General features: G+C 65.5%; 21 protein-coding genes and 1 tRNA gene. 16 read left to right on the forward strand and 6 right to left on the reverse strand.

What is annotated here, in order from left to right; genetic code table 11:
- Nucleotides 1-85 precede the first annotated feature (85 nt).
- The 10 genes from AC13C7_RS02180 (at nt 86) to AC13C7_RS02225 (ending at nt 10,858) form a co-directional block, all read left to right on the forward strand.
- Nucleotides 86-1,093 (forward strand): Gfo/Idh/MocA family protein, encoded by a 1,008-nt coding sequence (locus AC13C7_RS02180; protein ID WP_172320326.1) that lies wholly within the window; start codon nt 86-88, stop codon nt 1,091-1,093.
- Nucleotides 1,090-2,106 (forward strand): Gfo/Idh/MocA family protein, encoded by a 1,017-nt coding sequence (locus AC13C7_RS02185; protein WP_172320325.1) that lies wholly within the window; start codon nt 1,090-1,092, stop codon nt 2,104-2,106. The genes AC13C7_RS02180 and AC13C7_RS02185 overlap by 4 nt, the downstream gene beginning before the upstream one ends.
- Nucleotides 2,103-3,170: a Gfo/Idh/MocA family protein gene (locus AC13C7_RS02190; RefSeq protein ID WP_482866471.1), complete on the forward strand. Its 1,068-nt coding sequence runs from the start codon at nt 2,103-2,105 to the stop codon at nt 3,168-3,170. Before AC13C7_RS02185 ends, AC13C7_RS02190 begins: the two co-directional genes overlap by 4 nt.
- A gap of 40 nt (nt 3,171-3,210) precedes the next feature.
- On the forward strand, nt 3,211-4,473 hold the full coding sequence (locus AC13C7_RS02195) for an ABC transporter substrate-binding protein (RefSeq protein ID WP_482866472.1): 1,263 nt from the start codon (nt 3,211-3,213) through the stop codon (nt 4,471-4,473).
- 62 nt (nt 4,474-4,535) lie between these two features.
- Entirely contained in the window at nt 4,536-5,504 is a 969-nt protein-coding gene (locus AC13C7_RS02200) for a carbohydrate ABC transporter permease (RefSeq protein WP_172320322.1), read from the forward strand.
- 99 nt (nt 5,505-5,603) lie between these two features.
- Nucleotides 5,604-6,656: a carbohydrate ABC transporter permease gene (locus AC13C7_RS02205; RefSeq protein WP_446169218.1), complete on the forward strand. Its 1,053-nt coding sequence runs from the start codon at nt 5,604-5,606 to the stop codon at nt 6,654-6,656.
- Nucleotides 6,657-6,683: 27 nt separating this feature from the next.
- On the forward strand, nt 6,684-7,763 hold the full coding sequence (locus AC13C7_RS02210; RefSeq protein ID WP_482866473.1) for an ABC transporter ATP-binding protein: 1,080 nt from the start codon (nt 6,684-6,686) through the stop codon (nt 7,761-7,763).
- A gap of 17 nt (nt 7,764-7,780) precedes the next feature.
- Nucleotides 7,781-8,962 carry a mannonate dehydratase gene (gene uxuA, locus AC13C7_RS02215; protein WP_482866474.1) on the forward strand — a complete coding sequence of 394 codons (1,182 nt, stop codon included), beginning with the start codon at nt 7,781-7,783 and terminating at the stop codon, nt 8,960-8,962.
- A 300-nt stretch (nt 8,963-9,262) separates the two neighbouring features.
- The gene (locus tag AC13C7_RS02220) at nt 9,263-9,604 is read left to right on the forward strand and encodes a DUF2853 family protein (protein WP_172320318.1); all 342 of its coding nucleotides are present in this window, start codon (nt 9,263-9,265) and stop codon (nt 9,602-9,604) included.
- 90 nt (nt 9,605-9,694) lie between these two features.
- Entirely contained in the window at nt 9,695-10,858 is a 1,164-nt protein-coding gene (locus AC13C7_RS02225) for a M20 aminoacylase family protein (RefSeq protein WP_172320317.1), read from the forward strand.
- A 307-nt stretch (nt 10,859-11,165) separates the two neighbouring features.
- Here the strand turns inward: AC13C7_RS02225 and AC13C7_RS02230 are convergent, their stop codons facing one another.
- From AC13C7_RS02230 to tsaD, 4 genes are read right to left on the reverse strand one after another with little or no spacing between them, the layout of a single operon-like run.
- Complete coding sequence (locus tag AC13C7_RS02230; RefSeq protein ID WP_172320316.1) at nt 11,166-11,585, reverse strand: EVE domain-containing protein; 420 nt, start codon at nt 11,583-11,585, stop codon at nt 11,166-11,168.
- Between the two features lie 2 nt (nt 11,586-11,587).
- Entirely contained in the window at nt 11,588-11,854 is a 267-nt protein-coding gene (locus AC13C7_RS02235; protein ID WP_172320315.1) for a YciI family protein, read from the reverse strand.
- Between the two features lie 6 nt (nt 11,855-11,860).
- On the reverse strand, nt 11,861-12,799 hold the full coding sequence (locus AC13C7_RS02240) for an NAD(P)H-dependent glycerol-3-phosphate dehydrogenase (protein ID WP_474889029.1): 939 nt from the start codon (nt 12,797-12,799) through the stop codon (nt 11,861-11,863).
- Nucleotides 12,796-13,869 carry a tRNA (adenosine(37)-N6)-threonylcarbamoyltransferase complex transferase subunit TsaD gene (gene tsaD, locus AC13C7_RS02245; protein WP_482866475.1) on the reverse strand — a complete coding sequence of 358 codons (1,074 nt, stop codon included), beginning with the start codon at nt 13,867-13,869 and terminating at the stop codon, nt 12,796-12,798. Before tsaD ends, AC13C7_RS02240 begins: the two co-directional genes overlap by 4 nt.
- Nucleotides 13,870-13,917: 48 nt before the next feature.
- Here tsaD and AC13C7_RS02250 point away from each other — a divergent pair, with 48 nt between their 5' ends.
- From AC13C7_RS02250 to socB, 6 genes are all read left to right on the forward strand, one after another.
- Nucleotides 13,918-14,628 (forward strand): uroporphyrinogen-III synthase, encoded by a 711-nt coding sequence (locus AC13C7_RS02250; RefSeq protein WP_482866476.1) that lies wholly within the window; start codon nt 13,918-13,920, stop codon nt 14,626-14,628.
- 100 nt (nt 14,629-14,728) lie between these two features.
- A complete protein-coding gene (locus AC13C7_RS02255; protein WP_482866477.1) occupies nt 14,729-16,003 on the forward strand; it encodes a COG4223 family protein in 1,275 nt (424 codons plus the stop codon).
- A 15-nt stretch (nt 16,004-16,018) separates the two neighbouring features.
- Nucleotides 16,019-17,545: a heme biosynthesis HemY N-terminal domain-containing protein gene (locus AC13C7_RS02260; protein ID WP_482866482.1), complete on the forward strand. Its 1,527-nt coding sequence runs from the start codon at nt 16,019-16,021 to the stop codon at nt 17,543-17,545.
- A 188-nt stretch (nt 17,546-17,733) separates the two neighbouring features.
- Nucleotides 17,734-17,809 (forward strand) — tRNA-Thr (locus tag AC13C7_RS02265).
- Nucleotides 17,810-17,886: 77 nt separating this feature from the next.
- Nucleotides 17,887-18,438: a type VI toxin-antitoxin system SocA family antitoxin gene (socA, locus tag AC13C7_RS02270; protein WP_482866478.1), complete on the forward strand. Its 552-nt coding sequence runs from the start codon at nt 17,887-17,889 to the stop codon at nt 18,436-18,438.
- On the forward strand, nt 18,416-19,132 hold the full coding sequence (gene socB, locus AC13C7_RS02275; protein ID WP_482866479.1) for a type VI toxin-antitoxin system SocB family DNA replication inhibitor toxin: 717 nt from the start codon (nt 18,416-18,418) through the stop codon (nt 19,130-19,132). The genes socA and socB overlap by 23 nt, the downstream gene beginning before the upstream one ends.
- A gap of 51 nt (nt 19,133-19,183) precedes the next feature.
- Here the strand turns inward: socB and AC13C7_RS02280 are convergent, their stop codons facing one another.
- Both AC13C7_RS02280 and AC13C7_RS02285 read right to left on the reverse strand, forming a co-directional pair.
- The gene (locus AC13C7_RS02280) at nt 19,184-19,372 is read right to left on the reverse strand and encodes a hypothetical protein (protein WP_482866480.1); all 189 of its coding nucleotides are present in this window, start codon (nt 19,370-19,372) and stop codon (nt 19,184-19,186) included.
- A 330-nt stretch (nt 19,373-19,702) separates the two neighbouring features.
- Nucleotides 19,703-19,972, reverse strand: a 270-nt coding sequence (locus AC13C7_RS02285) for an IS3 family transposase (protein WP_482866481.1), incomplete at its 5' end; no start/stop codon positions are given.

Genomic DNA, 19,972 nt, shown 5'->3' on the forward strand with positions numbered 1-19,972 from the left:
TGTTGACAACCGGTATACCGGTGTGGATCACTGGCGCTTGCGAGATGACAGGGAGACGCGAAGGCCGATGGCCGAACCGCAGCAGATGACAGCAGCCTTGATCGGGGCGGGCATGGTAGCCCGCACCCATGTCGCGGCCTGTGCCGATGCGCGTGGGGTGCGCCTCAAGGGGATCATGTCGCGCACACCGGCCCGGGCGGAGGCGTTGGCGCCGGGGGGGGCGGTCTATGCCGACCTTGATGCCGTCGCCGCCGATCCGGAGGTCGATTTCGCCATCATCGTCACGCCGCCTGACGCGCGCGCCGACATTGTGGCACCCCTGGCCGCCGCCGGGAAACACATCCTGCTGGAAAAGCCGCTTGGCCGGACGGCGGAGGAGGCGCGGGCCGTCTGCAAGCTCTGCGCGGATGCGGGCGTGACGCTTGGCGTCGTGTTCCAGCACCGGATGCGCGCGGCATCCCGCAAGGCGGCGAAGCTGGTCGCGGGCGGCAGCCTCGGCGCGCTCGGGCTGGTGGAAATCGCCGTGCCCTGGTGGCGCGATCAGGGCTATTATGACGAACCCGGTCGCGGCACCTATGCGCGCGACGGCGGCGGCGTCCTGATCAGTCAGGCGATCCACACGATCGACCTGGCGCTCAGCCTCGCCGGTCCCGTCGCCCGCACTCGCGCCATGGCAACGACGACCCGGTTTCACGCCATGGAGGCCGAGGATTTTGTCACCGCCGGGGTGGAGTTTGCAAACGGGGCCGTCGGTTCGCTGGTCGCCAGCACGGCCAGCTATCCGGGCCGGGCCGAAACGATCACTCTGCATTTTGACGCCGCCAGCCTGCGCCTTGCCTCCGGTCAGTTGCATGTCCACTGGCGCGATGGCCGCGAGGAAACCCATGGCGAAGAGGCCGGGACCGGCGGCGGGGCCGATCCGATGGCCTTCACCCATGCCTGGCACCAATCGGTGATCGAGGATTTCGCCGATGCGCTGCGCGAGGGCCGCGCGCCTGCCGCGACCGGGGCCGATGCTGTGGCCGCGCAGGCGCTGATCGACGCGATGATCCGATCCTCCAAATCCGGCGCACCCGAGGAGGTGACCCCATGACCCGCCCGATCCGCTTTGCCGGTATCGGCATCGACCACCGCCATATCTTCGGCATGGCCGCCAACATGATGGAGGCCGGGGCCGAGTTCGTCGGCTGGTGGACCGATGGCGACCCCGAAACGCTGGCGGGGTTCCAGAAGCGTTTTCCCGACGTGCCGCGCGAGGGGCGCGCCGAGGCGCTGCTTGACGACCCGGAGATCGACCTGATCCTGATCTCCTGCATCCCGCGCGACCGCGCCGGATGGGCCATTCGCGCGATGGAGGCGGGCAAGGACGTGATGAGCGACAAGCCCGGCTGCACGACGCTGGACCAGTTGGCGCAGATCCGCGCCTGTGTCGCGCGCACCGGGCGCATCTGGTCGGTCGACTTCTCGGAGCGTTTCGAGGTGCCCGCCGTCACCCGCGCCGAAGAATTGATTGTCGAGGGTGCGATCGGCCGCGTGGTGCAGACGCTCGGGATCGGCCCGCACCGCCTCAACCGCGCGACGCGGCCCGACTGGTTCTTCGACCGCGATGCCTATGGCGGCATCCTGACCGATATCGCCAGCCACCAGATCGACCAGTTCCTGTGGTTCACCGGCGCGCGTGACGCCGAAGTGACCCTGGCCAGTGTCGGCAATTTTGCCAATCCCGACGATCCCGGTTTGCAGGATTTCGGCGAGATCGCGCTGCGCGCCCCCGAGGGCCACGGCTATATCCGGGTCGATTGGTACACGCCCGATGCGCTGCCGACCTGGGGCGACGGGCGACTGACCATCCTCGGGACCGAGGGCTATATCGAGCTGCGCAAATATGTCGATGTGGGCGGGGCGGACGGCACCGATCACCTGATCCTCGTCAATGGCACACGCTGCGAGAAGATCGACGCATCGGATGCGGGCCTGCCCTATTTCGCGCGCCTCGCCGCGGACATCCGCGACCGGACGGAAACGGCGATGCCGCAGGAGCACGCGTTCAAGGTCTGCGAACTGGCGCTACAGGCGCAGGCCATGGCGGAGGACACTCACGGATGATCAAGGTCGCCATCATCGGGGCCGGGATCGGGGCCAAGCACCTGGTGGGCTACCGCGCGCTGCCGGACCGCTTCGCCGTGCGGCAAGTCTGCGATCTGGACCTCACGCGCGCGGCGCAGGCCACCGGCGATGACCCGGACATCACCCTGACCGACGATCTGGACGCCGTGCTGGCCGATCCTGAGATCGACCTTGTCGACATCTGCCTGCCGCCGCATCTGCATGTGCCGGTCGCGGTGCGCGCGCTTGAGGCGGGCAAGCATGTGATCTGCGAGAAGCCGCTGGCGCGCTCGCTGGCGGAAATGGACCTGCTGGAGGACGCGGCGCTGAAGGCGGGCAAGCAGGTCTTCCCGATCTTCCAGTATCGCTATGGCCTGGCAACCGCGCAGCTTCATGCGCTGATCGAGGCGGGGCTGGCGGGCAAGCCCTATGTCGCCAGTGCCGAGACGCATTGGAACCGGCAGCCCGATTACTACGCGATTGCCTGGCGCGGCACCTGGGCCGGGGAGGCCGGGGGGGCCGCCCTTGGCCATGCCATCCACGCGCATGATCTTCTGTGCCATTTCCTCGGCCCCGCGCGCGAGGTCTTCGCGCAGACCGCTACAGCCGTGAACGAGATCGAGACCGAGGATTGCGCCGCCATCGCGCTGCGCATGGAATCAGGTGCATTGGCGACAAGCTCTGTTACGCTCGGCGCGGGAGATGACACCAGCCGGATCAGGATTTGCTTTCAGGGGCTCACAGCACAAAGCGGCAGCGCGCCCTATACCCCGGCGGAAGATGCCTGGACCTTCACCGCGCGCGCGCCGGTGACGCAAGGCCAGGTCGATGCGGTGCTGGCGAAGGTTGCGCGCGAGGTTCCGGGCGGCTTTGCCGGGTATCTGGCGGCGGTGGCCGATGCGCTGGCGGGTCAGCCGGGGCGCGAGGTGACGCTGGCCGATGGCCGCGCCTCCATCGAACTGGTCAGCGCGATCTACAGCTCGGCCCGGCAGGGCGGCATGGTCCGCCTGCCAATTGCGCGAGACGATCCCATCTACACGGGCTGGCAGCCTGACGACCGGTAAAACACAAGAAAACCAATCAATTCCAAGGGAGGAAATGGAAATGAAAATGACGACAATGACCACGACGGCGATTGCCGCACTGGTGGCGGGGGCCGGAATGGCCTCGGCCCAGGAAGTGCGGTTCATGTGCTATTCGGACGGCAATGAATGCGAGGTCTACGAGGATGTTCTGGGCCGGTTCGAGGCCGAGAACCCCGGTATCGACGTGGTGATCGACGTGGTGCCCTACCAGTCGATCCTGGAAAACCTGCCGGTGCAGCTGGCCGCCGGGACCGGGCCCGATATCGCCAAGGTCACCGATCTGGGTGGCTTGAACGAATACTACCTCGACCTCGCCCCTTACGTGGATCGCGAATATTGGGAAGAGAGCTTTGGCGACACGCTGGACTGGTATCGCGCCGGTGGCGACGATGACGGCATCTACGGGATGCACAGCCAGTTGACCATCACCGGGGCCTTCGTCAACGCCACGCTCTTCGAGCAGGCCAGCGTCGAGATGCCGGGCGAGGGCGCGACCTGGGAAGACTGGGCGGCAGCCTCGCGCGAAGTGGCCGAGGCGACCGAGGCCAGCTTCCCCATGGCCATCGACCGCTCGGGCCACCGGGTGGCGGGACCGGCGATTTCCTATGGCGCGCTCTATTTCGATGACGAGGGCAACGGCTCCTTCGAGGGCTTCCAGCCCTTCGCCGAAGCCTTCGTCGCCTGGAATGAAGATGGCACAATGGCGCGCGATGTCTGGGCGAGCCAGGGCGGCTCGACGTACCAGGACGCCGCGCAGGAATTCATCAACGGCGATCTGGTGTTCTACTATTCCGGCTCGTGGCAGGTAGGCCGCATGGATGAGCAGGTCGGCGATTTCTTCGACTGGCAGGTCATCGGCTCGCCCTGTGGTCCGGCTGGCCCCTGCTCCGGCATGCCGGGCGGCGCGGGTATCGTCGGGTTCGAGCAGACCGAGAACCCCGAGGCCGTGGCCGCGGTGATCGACTACCTCGCACAGGAGGATGTCTATGCCGAAGTGACGGCCCGCACCCGCAACCTGCCCGCGCATCTGGGTGTTGCCGCCGCAGGTGTCGAGTTCGAGAACGCCTCACCGGCCGCGCAGGATGCGCTCAATGCCTTCGCTGCGTCGCTGCCCGACGTGTCGCCGATTGCCTTCGCCTATCAGGGCTATGCCGGCAACCGGGCCATGTTCGGCATCACGGTCGAGCGTCTGAGCCAGGCCATCGTCGGTGAACTGACCGTGGCCGAGGCCATGGAGCGCGCCGAGGACGACCTTGAGGCCGCGATGGCCGAAGCCAACTGATCCGACCAACGCCCCCCGCGCCAATGCGTGCGGGGGGCATCCTTTCGGCAAAGGACGCGCCCATGCTCAGCATCATCTCACCGCTCATGCGGCTGATCGAGATCCCCATGCTGGCCCTGCAGCGGCTGCTTGGCATCAACCGACTGGCCTGGGTCTTCCTGCTGCCCAACCTCGTTCTCTTTGGCCTCTTCGCCTTCCTGCCGGTGATCCTCAATTTCTTCTACGCCACCTCGGGCAGCGACAACGTGATGCTGGCCGACCGGCCTTACGTCGGCGCGCGCAACTTCGTCACGCTGATGGATTGCTCCAGCTATCTCGACCCCAACACCTGTCGCGAGGACAAGTTCTGGCGCGCAGTCTGGAACACCTCGTGGTTCGTGACGCTGCAAGTGGGCTTCATGGTCGGCTTCTCGCTGCTGACCGCGATCATCCTGAACCGCGACATCCGGGCGCGCGGCTTCTTCCGTTCGGTGTTTTTCTTCCCCGTCCTGCTGTCGCCGGTGGTCGTGGCGCTGATCTGGAAATGGATCCTGCAACGCGAAGGCGTGATGAACGCCTTTCTCGATTGGACCGGGATTGGCGGCTATAACTGGCTGGTCGATGCGCAATGGGCCTTTACCTGGTCGGTCTTCATCTCGGTCTGGGCGCATATGGGGTTCTACACGCTGATCCTGCTGGCCGGGCTTCAGGCCATCCCGCGCGATGTCTACGAGGCCGCCACGATGGACCGCGCCAGCCCCTGGCGTACGTTCAGACGGATCACCCTGCCGCTGCTGTCGCCCACCATGCTGGTGGTGCTGGTGCTGGCGCTGATCAAGGGGGTGCAGACCTTTGACGAGATCTATGCCTTCACCGGCGGCGGTCCCGGCACCGCGACGACGTTCATCATTCAATATATCTACGAGGAGGGTTTTGCCGGTGCGCCGCGCCTCTTCGGCCTCGCGGCGGCGGCGTCACTGATGGTGGCCATCGTGCTGCTGATCCTGACGCTGATCCAGCTTTGGGTGAACCGGAGGAATGCAGATGGGTGAGCCCCGGTTTTCCGCAGGAAATGGGCCTGCCAGTGGCAGGACCAAGGAGCGAACGGGCGGAGCCCCGGTCGTCGATGCAAAGTCTGAAGGGGGCGACCCATGACCCGCATCTTCTCTTTCCTTACCGCCACGCGCGGCAAGGGGCGGCTGCACTGGACCGATTGGGTGTCCTATGGCTACCTCCTGTTCGGCGTCCTGCTCATGTTCGGCCCGGTGGTCTGGCTGGTCCTGTCCAGCTTCAAGACCCCGAACGAGCTGGACCGCTTTCCACCCCGCTTCCTGCCCTACGCGCAGGACGTGGCCGAGGTGGAGGGGTTCGAGGAACCGCTGCTTCTGTTCACCGTGACCGAGGGCGACCTGGCGGGCCAGATCGTCGCGCAGACCCGGCGCGCGGCGGGGCGGGCCGAGGTGGTGCTGCCGGACGACCCGGAAAACCGCATCCGGATGCCCGCCGCCAACCTGGAGGCGATCGAGGGCATCGCCTTCGCCACCGAAAACTACACCAGCCTGTTCGAGCGCTTCAATTTCCTGCGCTTCTTCTGGAATTCGACCTTCATCACCGTGATGGCGACCCTGATCATGCTGCTGGTCAACTCGATGGCGGCCTTTGCCCTGTCGAAATACCAGTTTCGGGGGCGCACGGCGGTGCTGTTGATGGTGGTGGGCACTCTGATGATCCCGCAGACGGTGGTGCTGGTGCCGCTCTTCCTGATCACCTTCGAATTGGGGATGCTGAACAGCCTCTGGGGCGTCATCATACCGGGGGCGGCAACGCCGACGGGGGTATTCCTGCTCAGGCAGTACATGATCACCATACCCGACGAGATCCTGGATGCCGCGCGGATGGACAAGGCCAGCGAGTGGAAGATCTTCTGGCGCATCATCATCCCGCTATCGGCGCCCGCCATCGCGGTGCTGGCGATCCTTGCGATCATGTGGCGCTGGAACGATTTCCTCTGGCCCCTCATCGTGCTGACCCGGTCCGAGAACTTCACCCTGCAACTGGCGCTCAACTCCTTCCAGGGCGAGCTTCAGACCGACTGGCCGAGCCTGTTGGCGATGACCGTCCTGACGCTCTTGCCGATCGCGGCGGTGTTCATGTTCTTGCAGAAATACATCGCCACCGGCATCGCCTCGACGGGCGGCAAATGACCGGCGGACTAGGAAAGAGGGTCTGACATGGCCAGTATCGAGCTGAGAGACGTGCGCAAATCCTACGGCGCGGCGGATGTGATCAAGGGCATCGACCTGAATGTCGCGCATGGCGAGTTCTGCGTTTTCGTCGGCCCCTCGGGCTGCGGGAAATCGACGCTTCTGCGGATGATCTCGGGGCTGGAGGATATCACCGGCGGCGAGGTCGTTATCGGTGGCGACGTGGTCAATTTCATCCCCGCCGCCGACCGGGGCCTGGCGATGGTGTTCCAGTCCTACGCGCTCTACCCGCATATGACGGTGCGCCAGAATCTCAGTTTCGGCCTTGAGAATATCAACACGCCGAAATCCGAGATCGCGACCAAGATCGACGAGGTCTCGAAGATGTTGCAGATCGACATGCTGCTGGACCGGCGGCCCAAGGATCTGTCGGGCGGGCAGCGTCAGCGCGTCGCCATCGGACGTGCCGTGGTGCGTGAGCCGCGCGTGTTCCTCTTCGATGAGCCGCTGTCGAATCTCGATGCGGAACTGCGCGTCGACATGCGCGGCGAGATCGCGGCCCTGCACCGGCGGCTTGGCAACACGATGATCTATGTCACCCATGATCAGGTCGAGGCGATGACCATGGCCGACAAGATCGCCGTCCTGCGGCTCGGCGAACTGGAGCAGTTCGGCGCGCCGCTGGAGCTTTACAACCGGCCCGAAAACATCTTCGTGGCGGGGTTCATCGGCAGCCCCAAGATCAACTTCGTCGCGGGCCGCGTGGCCGAGGATGACCGCACCGTGCTGGAGGTCGCGACCGGCGAACGCATGGTCCTGCCATCAGGCGGTTTCGCACAGCGCCCCGGTCAGGCGGTGACGCTTGGGGTGCGGCCCGTCGACCTGCAACCGGTGCAAGGGGGCACGCTGACCATGCAGGTGCGCAGCGTCGAACAGCTTGGCGGCGAATCCTATATCTACGGCCACCTGACCGACGCCACCCCCATCACCCTGCACAGCCCCGGCCAAACGCAGGTGAACATGGAGGAGACGATCCAGATCGGGCCGATCAACGACCAGCTTCACCTCTTCGATACCGAGACCGGCCGCACCTTGCGGATGGATTGAGCGGGAAGGGGCGGGGGATGCGGCAGACATGGCGATGGTTCGGTCCGGCGGATGAAATCCGGCTTTCCGAGATCCGGCAGACGGGGGCCGAAGGCATCGTCTCGGCCCTGCATCACATCCCCTCGGGCGCGCTTTGGCAGATCGAGGAAATCCGCGCCCGGCAGGATTTGATCGAGGCGGGCGGCCTGACCTGGGACGTGGTGGAAAGCCTGCCTGTCTCGGAGGCGATCAAGACGCAGAGCGGCCCCTGGCGCGCGCATCTGGACAGCTACCGGCAGAGCCTGCGCACGCTGGCCGCCTGCGGCATCGAAACGGTCTGCTACAACTTCATGCCGGTGCTGGACTGGACCCGCACCGACCTGACCGCACAGCAACCGCCGGGCGGCCACGCGATGCGTTTCGACCTGGTCGATTTCGCGCTGTTCGACTGTTTCCTGCTGGCCCGCGACGGGGCCGGGCAGGATTACTCCGCCGCGCTGGTCGAGGAGGCCGCCGCGCGTCATGCCGATATGGACGATGCGGAACGCATGGCGCTTGCAAGCAATGTCGTGGCCGGTCTGCCCGGTGCGAATGAGCGCTGGACGCTGGAGGATGTGCGCGACCAGCTTGGCGCCTATGCGGATATCGACGCCGACAGGCTGCGCGCAAACCTGATCGACTTCCTGTCCGAGGTCGTGCCGGTCGCCGAGGAGGTCGGCATTCGCCTCTGTTGTCACCCCGACGATCCCCCCTTCCCGCTGCTCGGCCTGCCCCGCGTGATGTCGTCGCTCGACGATTACAGGCAGGTGTTGGGGGCGGTGGACAGCCCCGCCAATGGCGCGACGCTCTGCACCGGGTCGCTTGGCGTGGCACCGGAGTTCGACCCCGTGGCCTTCGTCGAGGCGCTCGGCCCCCGCATCCATTTCGTCCACCTTCGCAACACGAAGCGCGACGGTGCGTCGGATGGCGCGCGGCACAGTTTCCACGAATCCCCGCATCTGGAGGGCGATACCGACATGGTCGCCACCATCCGCGCCCTGATGGCCGAAGAGGCGCGCCGCACGACCCAGGGCCGCACCGATGCGCAGATCCCGATGCGGCCCGATCACGGGCAGGCGCTGCTGTCCGATCTGGAACGCCCGATGATGCCGGGCTATCCGCTGGTGGGCCGTTTGCGCGGCTTGGCGGAGCTGCGCGGGGTGATGGCGGCGCTGGCGTGAGCGCGGATCAGGCGGTCAGGGGGGTGACGACACCCTCGCGGATCACTGCCGGGTCATGCCTTCCTGCTCATTGATCCGATTCCCCCTCGCGACCGCTTTTCCTCTGTCGCCGAGGTCAAGCCAATCCTGTCGCTGCGTCATCCACCGATCCGGGCCGTTTCCGGTGCGAAACCTGTCGCCTTCCTGCCCCGAAGCGGAAAAATCCGCGATTGCCCCTTTCCAGATGCGTCTCGCTTGGGTTGTATTGCGCCGGGGACGTGTGGGCCATGACGGCCATTCAGCCAAAAAGGGAGAGAAGAGATGGGCAAACGCGACGATCTGATCGCCATGTATGCAGAGGATTTGCGGACCAAATGCGGGATGACACCCGATATGGACCTGCTGACGAAAGTGACGATCGGTTGCGGACCGGCGATCTACAATGCGGATGCCTCGACCGTGGCAGGCTCGCAGAAGGAAGAGCTTGAGACGGTGAAGAACAACTTCCTGATCAAGAAACTGGGCCTTGCCGACGGCCCGCAGCTGGATGCCGCGATTGCCTCGGTCATCGACACCTATGGCAAGTCCGAGCGCAACAAGTATCGCGCCGTGGTCTATTACATGCTGACCAAGCATTTCGGCAAGGAAGCCGTCTACGGCTGACACCGGCCTGCGGATCGGTATCAAAGAAGGCCCGTCATTGCGCACGGGCCTTTTTGCTGCTTCTGTCTGGCCAACAGAGGAGACGGACCAATGCCGATCAGGAACCGCTACGCCGAGCTGCACCCCGAGATCACCGAATGGCGACGGGATTTCCATACCCATCCCGAATTGCTGTTCGAGGTCCACCGGACGGCGGCCAGGGTGGCCGATCTGCTGCGCGGCTTCGGCTGCGATGACGTGGTCGAGGGCATCGGGCGCACCGGTGTTGTCGGCGTGATCAAGGGCCATCGCACCGAAAGCGGCAAGGTCGTGGGGCTGCGCGCCGACATGGACGCGCTACCGATTCATGAAGCGACGGGCGTGGATTATGCCAGCCAGACGCCGGGTGCCATGCATGCCTGCGGCCATGACGGGCACACCGCGATGCTGCTTGGCGCGGCGAAATACCTGTGCGAGACACGCGCCTTCAACGGCACTGCCGTGGTGATCTTCCAACCGGCGGAAGAAGGCGGCGGCGGCGGGCGCGAGATGTGCAAGGACGGGTTGATGGACCGCTTCGGCATCCAGGAGGTCTACGGGATGCACAACATGCCGGGCACGCCCGTGGGCCATTTCGCGATCCGTCCCGGTCCGCTCCTGGCCTCGGCCGATGAGTTCGAGATCGTCGTGACCGGCAAGGGCGGACACGCCGCAGCCCCGCACCAGGCGGTCGACACCACGCTGGTCGCGGCGCAGATCCTGCTGTCCCTGCAATCCATCGTGTCGCGGACCGTGAATCCGCTGAGATCCGTGGTGGTCACCGTCGGCACCTTCAGGACCGACAGCGATGCCAGCAACGTCATCGCGCACACGGCCCGGATGGAGGGCACGGTGCGCACGCTGGACCCGGAATACCGGACGATCGCGGAACGCCGCATTCGCGAGATCGCGGAAGGCACTGCCACGGCGCATGGCGCGAGCGTCGAGGTGACATGGACCGAAGGCTACCCCGTCACCGTGAACTGGCCCGAAAACACGGGCTACGCCGTGGAAGTGGCACGGTCGATCTCGGCCCATGTCGATGACGAGACCGACCCGATCATGCCCGCCGAGGATTTCAGCTTCATGCTGGAGGAACGCCCCGGCGCCTATATCTTCCTGGGCAATGGCGACACCGCGATGTGCCACCACCCGGCCTACAATTTCGACGACGAGGCGATCCCCTTCGGCTCAAGCTGGTATTCCGGCATGATCGAAGCGCGGATGCCGATGTAACGCGACCTGAAGGCGGGGCGATGCGCTCGGTCGACCGAGCGCATCTGCGGCCCGTCGACGGGCCGCATCGCCCGGTGCGAAGGTTTTGCCTAAAAGGCGAGGCGCAATTCAGTTGCGGAGACCGCGCGCGTCCGGCTAATCTCCTCCTTGTCCGGCCAGTATGGTGGACCCTCATAGAACACGTGCGGAGCGAGGTGATGCGCGTGGGTGAAAGGAGGGTTCCGGGGGGTCGGAACCCTCCTTGTTTTTTGGTGGGCGGCTTCAATCCGCCATCCATCCGGATCAGCGCCTTGGCGCGGGCACAGCCCTAAGCGGAAAATCCGCCGAGATCGCAGATGATGCGCCATTCCTCCGCGCGCACCGGCTGCACCGACAGGCGGGAGTTCCTGACCAGCACCATCTCGGACAGGCGCGGGTCGGCCTTGATCGTGTCGAGGTCGACGGGCGTTGCGAACGGCCCAATGGCCTTGATGTCCACGCATTCCCATCTTTCGTCATCCGTGGTGCTGTCCGGGTGCGCCTCGGCGATCACCTCGACCACGCCGACGACGGCCTTTTCCTTCTGCGAGTGGTAGAAGAAGCCCCGGTCGCCCACCTCCATCTCGCGCATGAAGTTGCGCGCCTGGTAGTTGCGCACCCCGTCCCATTCCTCGCCCGCGTCGCCCTTGGCGACCTGATCGTCCCAGGACCAGGTGGAGGGTTCCGATTTGAACAGCCAGTATTTCATCGTCAGATCACCTTGTTCCACGCCTCGATCCGCACATCGGCGAACAGCCCCGCCTTGGCGTAGGGGTCATTCGCGGCCCAGGTCTCGGCCTCCTGCCGGGTCTCGACATCAATCACGACAAGCGAGCCGCACATCTCGCCGCCTGCGTCCAGGAACGGCCCCGCCATCTCGGCGCCCGTGTCCCTGAGATAGGCGACATGGGCGTCGCGATTGGCCTTGCGGACCTCCAGGTGGCCGGGTTTGTCGGTGCAGATCATGGCGTAGCGCATGGGGGGTCACTCCTGTTTCAGGGGGCGGTTCAGCAATTCGGCCATCACATCCTGCACGCTGGCTTGTCCCCCTGACAAGGCGGCGACGGCGGTGGCGATGGGGGTGTCCAGGTCGGGATGGGCCGAGATCTCCTGCGCCGTGGCGGTGCCTTCGACGGTCATTGCGGCATCAGGGGTTTTCCCCGCGCCAAGCGCCTGACCGAAGCGGTAATTGCGCGACTTTTCCGACGTGCAGGTCAGCACGAGGTCGCCGAAGCCCGAGAGGCCCGCGAGGGTCTCGTCCCGCGCCCCCCGGTCGCGGGCAACGCGACGCATCTCGGCGAAGCCGCGAGCCATCAGGGCAGCCCGCGCGCTTTCGCCAAGCCCCGCGCCCATCACGGCCCCGGCGGCAATGGCGATGACGTTCTTCAATGCCCCGCCCAGTTCCGCGCCGACCACGTCCGTCGTGCGGTAAAGGCGCAGGACGGGGGTGGAGAGACGATCCTGAAGCTGCGCACCAAGCGCATCATCGGCGCAGGCCAGCGTCAGGGCGGTCGGCAATCCGGCGGCGATGTCGGCGGCGAAGCTCGGGCCCGTCAGCGCCCCTGTCGTGACGCCTTCGGCATGGGCAGCGATCAGCGCCGAGGGGCTGAGCCCGGTCGCCTTGTGGATGCCCTTGGCGCAGGAAAGCACGGTGCCGCTTCGCGCGGGCAACCCGTCAAGGAACCCGTCCAGCTTCTGCGTCGGGATCGCCACCAAGAGGATATCCGACGTCAGGTCGGACAAGTCGCCCGTCACCCGCAACGCGTCGGGAAACCGATGTCCGGCCAGGCGCTTGGCATTTTCGCGCGCGCCTTGCATCCCTTCCGCCCCGGCCCGCGCCCAAAGCGTCACCTCTGCCCCGCCGCGCGCCAATGCGATGGCGAGCGCCGTGCCGAACGCGCCTGCGCCTGCGATGTCGATCATGCCTTGGCCCCTTTCCTGCCGGACCCGAGCAGCGGGGCCGAGGCGGTATCCAGCGGCCAGCGCGGACGCGCCATCAGGTCCATGCCGTCGCGATGTCCGGCACGATAGGCCTCCCACCCCGCCCAGGCAATCATCGCGGCGTTATCGGTGCAGAGCGCCATGGGCGGCGCGATGAAGGGCAGGGGGGCGGCCACCCCCTGCAAGGCCGCGCGCAGGGTCTGGTTCGCCGCCACCCCGCCCGCGACGGCAAAGCCCGTCAGGTCCGATTGTCCGGCCAGCGCGCGGCGCGATTTCTCGGCCAGCACATCGCGCATCGCGGCCTGGAACCCGGCGCAGATGTCGGCGACGTCCCCAGCGTGCAGCCCGCCCTGATCGGCCACCAGCCTGTCGCGCAGGCGCAGAACGGCGGTCTTGAGGCCGGAAAAGGACATGTCGCAACCGGGTCGGTCCAACAGCGGACGGGGCAGCGCAAACCGCGCAGGATCGCCGTCCTTCGCCGCCCGCTCCACCATCGGCCCGCCGGGTTGGGCCAGACCCAGAAGCCGCGCGACCTTGTCGAAGGCCTCGCCCGGCGCATCGTCGATGGTGCCGCCAAGCCGGGTGAAATCCTCGGCCCCGTCCACGCGCAGGAACTGGCAATGCCCGCCCGAGACCAGAAGCATCAGGTAGGGAAACGCCACCCCATCGGTCAGGCGCGGCGTCAGCGCATGCCCCGCCAGATGGTTCACGCCAATGAGCGGCAGACCAAGCCCCATCGCCAGCCCCTTGGCGCACATGACACCCGAAAGAACCCCGCCGATCAGCCCCGGCCCCGCCGTCACCGCGATGACGTCTAGGTCGCGCAATCCGATGCCTGCCTCGGCCACCGCCTGCTCCACCATCAGGTCCAGCTTCTCGGCATGGGCGCGGGCCGCGATCTCGGGGACCACGCCGCCGAACGCGGCGTGCAGGTCGGTCTGGCTGCTGACGACCGAGGACAGGAGCGCCGGTTCGCCCCCCGCCCGCAGCACAGCCGCCGCCGTATCGTCGCAGCTGCTCTCGATGCCCAGGATGGTGACGGGATCAGACATGCGGCCCCTCGTTGCGGAAAATCTGCTTTGCAGGTAGCACTCGCCCCCATGACTGACAATGCCGCGCCCCTGATCCTGCTGACCCGCCCGCGCCCGGCTGGTGAACGCTTTGCGGCGGCCTGCCGGACGGAGTTGGGGGAGGGGGTGGAGATCTTGCTCGCCCCGTTGCAGGAGATCGCCGAGGTCGGCCCCTTGCCGGTCATTCCAGAGGATGCCGCGCTGATCTTCACCTCGGAAAACGGTGCGTTCTCCTATGCCGCCCAGGGCGGGCGCCGGGGCCTCACCGCCTATTGCGTCGGAGACCGGACCGCCGAGGCGGCAAGCGCGGCGGGGCTGGAGGCGGTCTCGGCGGATGGGGCGGTCGACGATCTGCGCGCCCTGATCCTGCGCGCGCCCGAGAAAGGGCCGCTCCTTCACCTGCATGGGCGTCACGTCACCGGTGATCTGTCGGGGCAATTGCGCGCGGCGGGGGTGCGGGCCAGCGGTCATGTCGTCTATGAACAGCGCGACCTGCGGCTGAGTGACGAGGCACGGGACGCTCTGACAGGCCCCCGCCGGGTCGTCGCGCCCGTCTTCTCGCCCCGCAGCGCCCGCTTGCTTGCCCGCGCCGCCCCAGACATGCGCAACACCGTCCTGCCCTGTATCAGCGCCGCCGCCCGCGCGGCCCTGCCCGAGGCGTTGCGCCCTCATGGCACGATCAGCGACAGGCCCGACGCCGCCGCAATGCTGATCGCCGTGGCGAGACAACTTTGCCCCTAGCCCTGCCTTGCCTGCCATGTCAGTTTGATCCTTGACTCGGGCCGAGGGGCGGAACTTTCCGCCTGCCCGCGCATTGGAATATCGGGGAAGGGAGCCTGTGGTGGCCAAGAAGACGACAACACCTGCAGAAGACGAAGCCGCAACCGCCGCGACCAGCAACGCGACGGCGGACACGCCCGATGTCGAAGAGGCGGAGAGTGTCGAAAGCCCCCCCGAGCCTGAGCATTCTGGGCCTGAGCAAGTCGATGCCCCCGCCCCCGCGGACACGCCTCCCGGCACGCAAGAGCCGCCGCAGCTCGAGACACCGGACCCCGCCCCCCAGGTCATCGAAAGACGCGGTCCCGGCTTCGTGCCGCTGGTCCTGGGCGGGATTGTCGCAGGCGCCATTGGCTATGGCGTGGCCTATTACATGGCCGATCAGGCCCCCGGCGTCGATATCGACACGCCGCTGGCCGAGGTTTCCACCCAGTTGGAGAACCAGAGCAGCAGCATCGCGGCCCTGACCGAGCGCACCGCCGCCGTCGAGGCGCAGATCGGTGAGATGCCCGAGCCCGCCGAGGCCGTCGATCTGACCCCGCTGACCGCCCGCATCGACGAGGTTGCCGCCAGCGTGGCCTCAAACGGCGAGGCGATCCAGGGTCTCACCGACCGGGTCGCCTACCTGGAAACCCTGCCTTTGGGCGAGGAGGGCGCGGACAACACCGCCGCGATGAACGCCGCCGTGGCGCAATTGCGCGCGCAGATGCAGGCGGAGGCCGAGGCACTGGCCGCGCAGCAAGCCGCGAATGCGAGCCTGACCGAGGAGTTGCAAAGCGTCGCCGCCGCCGCCGAGGAACGCATCGCCGCCGCCGAGGCGCGCGCCGAGGCCCGCGTGGGCGGGGCCACCGCGCAGGCCGCATTCGGCCAGTTGCAGATCGCCGTCGCCACCGGCGCGCCCTTTGCCGGGGCGCTGGCCGATGTGGCCGAGGGCGCGGGCGTGGAGCCGCCCGAAGCGCTGACCGCCGCCGCCGAGACCGGCGTGCCGACCTTGCGGGAGTTGCAGACATCCTTCCCGGCGCTGGCTCGCGAGGCGCTGCCCATTGCCATCCGCGAAACCTCGGGCGAGGGTGCGATGAGCCGCGTCACCGCCTTCCTGCAAAGCCAGGTCGGGGGACGGTCGCTGGAACCGCGCGAGGGCGATGACCCGGACGCGATCCTGTCGCGCGCCGAGGCTGACGTGCAGGCCGGTGGCATAAGCGCCGCATTGCAGGAACTGGACAACCTGCCCTCCGCCGCGCAGGCGGTCATGGCGCCTTGGGTCGAGGATGCCAATGCCCGCCTGTCCGCAACCGACGCGATGGCGGAATTCGCCGCCGTGCTCGATGCGTCGAATTAAGGGGGCCGTTCGATGATGCTCTGGTCCGTTCTGAAAATCCTGATCTTCGTGCTGCTTGTCGTAGCGATCACCTTCGGCGTCAGCTTCCTGATGGAGACTGACCAGCTGGTGCTGGTCACCATGTTCGGGCGCGAATTTGCGCTGACGCCGCTCTCGGCCGCCATCGCAGCACTTCTTCTGTTGCTGGCGGTATGGATCGTGCTGCGGGTGGCGGGGCTGCTGGTGGCGACCTTCCGTTTCCTCAACGGCGATGAAACCGCCCTGTCGCGCTATTGGGACCGCCGGTCCGAGCGCAAGGGTTACGAGGCTTTCGCCGACGGGATGCTGGCGCTGGCCTCGGGCGAGGGGCGGCTGGCCATCCGCAAGGCCGAACGGGCCGAGGGCTACCTGAACCGCCCCGAGCTGACCAACCTGCTGGTGGCCCAAGCCGCCGAAATGGCCGGCGACCGCGCCAAGGCGACCGAGACCTACAAGGCGCTGGTGCAACGGGATGCGACGCGCTTTGTCGGTATTCGCGGGCTGATGCGCCAGAAGCTGGAGCAGGGCGATACCGAAACCGCCTTAGCCCTGGCCGAAAAGGCGTTTGTCCTGCGCCCGCAACATGGCGAGGTTCAGGATACGCTCTTGCAGCTACAGGCCGGGTCCGAGAACTGGACCGGCGCCCGCGCCACGCTGGCGGCCAAGCTGAAATCAGGATCTCTGCCGCGCGACGTGCACAAGCGCCGCGATGCGGTCCTGGCGCTGGCCCATGCCCGCGATGCACTGGCCGCGGGGCAGATCGAGGAGGCGCGCAAGGACGCAACCGAGGCCAACCGCCTCTCGCCCGACCTGGTGCCCGCCGCCGTCATGGCCGCGCGCATGGCGATCGAGGAGGGCAAGCCGCGCGTGGCCACCAAGGTCATCCGCAAGGCCTGGGACAAGGCCCCGCATCCCGACCTTGCCGCCGCCTTCGCCGAGATCGAGCCGACCGAGTCGCCCGAGGAGCGGCTGAAACGCTTCCGCGTCCTCTTCTCCAAGCATCCCGACGACCCGGAGGTGAAGCTGCTCAAGGCCGAGCTGAATATCGCCGCCGAGGATTACGCGGCCGCCCGCGCAGCCCTTGGCGATCTGGCGGAAACCGCGCCGACCGCGCGTTCGCTGACCATCATGGCGGCCATCGAACGCGGCCAGGGGGCCGAGGATCATCACGTCCGGGCGTGGCTGGCCAAGGCCGTCACCGCCTCGCGCGGGCCGCAATGGACCTGCGAGGCCTGCGGCCATGTCCATGCCGATTGGCACCCGGTCTGCGAGCATTGCGACCGCTTCGACACGCTGGCCTGGATCGAGGCCCCGCAAAGCAACGCCGCGCTGGCCGCCACGGCCCCGATGCTGCCGCTGATCGTCGGCGCGCTGGAGCGTCCGCAGGCGGATGCCGAAGAGGCCGAGATCGTGGTGATCGACCCTGAAGAAGAAGATAACGAGGCCGCCCCCGAGGCGGACACACCCGAGCCCGAGGCGGAAACCGAGGAAGACGACCGCCCATCCGTGACAGCGGCAAATTAGGGCTACCATTGCGCCCGCAGGCTTGCTAAGAGCCCGCGCAGATGGAGAAGCGTGCCGCTGTAGCTCAGCTGGTAGAGCACGTCATTCGTAAGTAGCGGGTCCGCTCGTGAATGACGTTAAAAGCCAGTCGCTTACAGGTGGCGCGTTGGAACTAGTAGGGCCATAGTAGGGCCGAACAAGAGAAGGATGCCGGTGTAGCTCAGCTGGTAGAGCACGTCATTCGTAATGATGGGGTCGTAGGTTCGAGTCCTATCACCGGCACCACCCTCCTTGCCAAATCACCCAACCGTCGTGCAAGGTGCGAACAAACTGAGAACCAGAAAGGCGGCAGGCATGACACTATGAGCGGCGCATACGATCCGAGGGCAATTGCAAACCTCATGCTCAATGAGGCGGATCGGCGCGGGCTGAAGATCACCAACCTCGCTTTGCAAAAGCTGCTCTACTTCGCGCACGGCATCCATTTGACCAAGACCAAGCGACCGCTTGTGTCAGGATACTTCGAGGCGTGGCAGTATGGTCCCGTTCACCCGTCAGTTTATCGCGCCTTCAAGCCCGCCGGTGCGGAGCCCATCATGAGCCGCGCCGTCGGAAAAGACCCGCTGACCGGCAAGACTCGCGACCTGCCTTTGCCATCGGACATGGAAGTCATCGACCTCGTATCCGAGGTCATACGATCTTATGGGCACTTGTCGCCTGGACGGCTCGTGGACCTTTCGCATGCAAAGGACTCACCCTGGTCTGTTGTGGTGGACAAAGCAAGAACAGACGTTGCTTTTGGGATGAGGATTCCGGATAATGTGATTATCGACCGATTCCGCCACCACAAAGTGTCTGTAGGCACTAATCCTCGTGCAGGAGAACCGCCCAGTGACGATACGCCCTTTGCCTGACATCGACCTTGCACGCATAGCGCCGCAACGCTACGACATGAAACGTAAGAGCCTAGAGCAAATGAAAGGCGGATTCTCGACTTTCTCCTATAGGCCTGTTCGCTCCTGCTTTTCCGACATCTTCAATATCCAGCCAGAACTTGATCTTGGTGTAACCGATCCGACACCTTGGGCCGTGATCGAAGTTGAGTTGAAGAAGCGATCCAAGTCGGACGAAGAATTCGACTACAACCGCCGTGTTGCACTTGGCCTTCACGACTTTGCGACTTCGGGTCGAGTCTTCGGTCGCAAGCACGAGTTCTTTCCGCTCTCCATGGGCATGGGCCGCAAGGTAACATTTTGGTTGCCGATGATCCTCGCTATTGACGAGCAAGCAAGCGCACTGTTCATCGAGCCGCGCCGCACGCGAGGGCTCACCGCCGAGGGTCGCCGGTTCGCATTCTCGATGATGCACGAACGCATCCGGGCGGCTGACGAGGACTTTGCGGACGTTCGACTGAACATCGCTCAGTTTAGTGCCCCGTCAGATGGACGCCGTGCGGTCAGGCTGCACACGGACGAAGGCGTAGAGCTCTACTCTCGGGAAGAGCTCGAATTCATGGTCGCCTCGACCTACGATATGTGGCGCGAGGTGCTCGAAGAGCGGGAACGCGAAGCACGCGGACGAGCCTCAGGCACCGGGCCGCTGATCTAAGTGTCTTGGGAGGATCACTTTGGGTTGCCTCAACCCGAAGTTCTGATTGTGCTAGCACCCATACTCGCGCAACTCCGCGAGTAACTTATCGCGATGTGTCTTCGCAATATCCTCGTTCAGCGAAGTAGAGTTGATCTGCTGAGCGTCGCAACGCTCTGCGGGTGCGCTTTGATCGGCATTATTATTAAAAACAAAGAGAAACTCTGGTTGTTTCCTTTGAATTTCAACCTTCTTGCTCATCCGCCTGCCTCACTTCCCTGGTCCGTGCCATCTGTTTCGGCACTAGCTAATCTCTTTATAACCCGTTTTTCATGGGTTGTGAATCCGTCCATTGGCGGCGGAAGCACCGGATGAGCGGTTTTCTTCTCCTGTGTTAGAGCCTTCCCACCTTGCTTGCGCTCTGTGCCGTGATGGAAGAGCTTGAGTACGCTATCAGGCCCGACGCCTTCATACTGAAGGAACGCGCACTTCCCTTTCTCACCAGTAACTACACCGATAGAGTCGCTATGCAGTTCCAGCGCTAGGCTCTTCGTGGACCTGTCACGCTTTCGTGCCGCCCCAGGTGCTCGTTTAAGCCACTTTCCGTTCGAAGGCGACCGGGCTTTTCCAGGCCAATGCTGAGTGCCGTCGACGCGGATTGTAGAAGGCATTGATGTATTCGAAGATCGGCATCTCAGCTTGCCGCCTGGTTGGCCATGACCGGCGCCAGATCAGCTCGGCATTGATGGTTTTGAAGAACGTCTCGAGTGCTGCATTGTCATACCAATTGCCCTTCCCAGACATCGACACCTTGAACCCATGTTGCCGCAGGATCTTCTGATAGGCGTGCGAACAGTATTG

It is taken from the genome of Alterinioella sp. B-7 (genome assembly GCF_056857775.1).

Excerpts from the sequence above, each read along its gene's own strand:
- AC13C7_RS02240 (WP_474889029.1), bottom strand. The coding sequence starts at position 12,799 with ATGATCGACATCGCAGGCGCAGGCGCGTTCGGCACGGCGCTCGCCATC.
- AC13C7_RS02280 (WP_482866480.1), bottom strand. The coding sequence starts at position 19,372 with ATGAGCAAGAAGGTTGAAATTCAAAGGAAACAACCAGAGTTTCTCTTT.
- AC13C7_RS02205 (WP_446169218.1), top strand. The coding sequence starts at position 5,604 with ATGACCCGCATCTTCTCTTTCCTTACCGCCACGCGCGGCAAGGGGCGG.
- AC13C7_RS02260 (WP_482866482.1), top strand. The coding sequence starts at position 16,019 with ATGCTCTGGTCCGTTCTGAAAATCCTGATCTTCGTGCTGCTTGTCGTA.
- AC13C7_RS02195 (WP_482866472.1), top strand. The coding sequence starts at position 3,211 with ATGAAAATGACGACAATGACCACGACGGCGATTGCCGCACTGGTGGCG.
- AC13C7_RS02185 (WP_172320325.1), top strand. The coding sequence starts at position 1,090 with ATGACCCGCCCGATCCGCTTTGCCGGTATCGGCATCGACCACCGCCAT.
- AC13C7_RS02250 (WP_482866476.1), top strand. The coding sequence starts at position 13,918 with ATGACTGACAATGCCGCGCCCCTGATCCTGCTGACCCGCCCGCGCCCG.
- AC13C7_RS02210 (WP_482866473.1), top strand. The coding sequence starts at position 6,684 with ATGGCCAGTATCGAGCTGAGAGACGTGCGCAAATCCTACGGCGCGGCG.
- AC13C7_RS02235 (WP_172320315.1), bottom strand. The coding sequence starts at position 11,854 with ATGCGCTACGCCATGATCTGCACCGACAAACCCGGCCACCTGGAGGTC.
- AC13C7_RS02225 (WP_172320317.1), top strand. The coding sequence starts at position 9,695 with ATGCCGATCAGGAACCGCTACGCCGAGCTGCACCCCGAGATCACCGAA.
- AC13C7_RS02230 (WP_172320316.1), bottom strand. The coding sequence starts at position 11,585 with ATGAAATACTGGCTGTTCAAATCGGAACCCTCCACCTGGTCCTGGGAC.
- uxuA (WP_482866474.1), top strand. The coding sequence starts at position 7,781 with ATGCGGCAGACATGGCGATGGTTCGGTCCGGCGGATGAAATCCGGCTT.
- AC13C7_RS02220 (WP_172320318.1), top strand. The coding sequence starts at position 9,263 with ATGGGCAAACGCGACGATCTGATCGCCATGTATGCAGAGGATTTGCGG.
- socA (WP_482866478.1), top strand. The coding sequence starts at position 17,887 with ATGAGCGGCGCATACGATCCGAGGGCAATTGCAAACCTCATGCTCAAT.
- AC13C7_RS02190 (WP_482866471.1), top strand. The coding sequence starts at position 2,103 with ATGATCAAGGTCGCCATCATCGGGGCCGGGATCGGGGCCAAGCACCTG.
- tsaD (WP_482866475.1), bottom strand. The coding sequence starts at position 13,869 with ATGTCTGATCCCGTCACCATCCTGGGCATCGAGAGCAGCTGCGACGAT.
- AC13C7_RS02180 (WP_172320326.1), top strand. The coding sequence starts at position 86 with ATGACAGCAGCCTTGATCGGGGCGGGCATGGTAGCCCGCACCCATGTC.
- AC13C7_RS02200 (WP_172320322.1), top strand. The coding sequence starts at position 4,536 with ATGCTCAGCATCATCTCACCGCTCATGCGGCTGATCGAGATCCCCATG.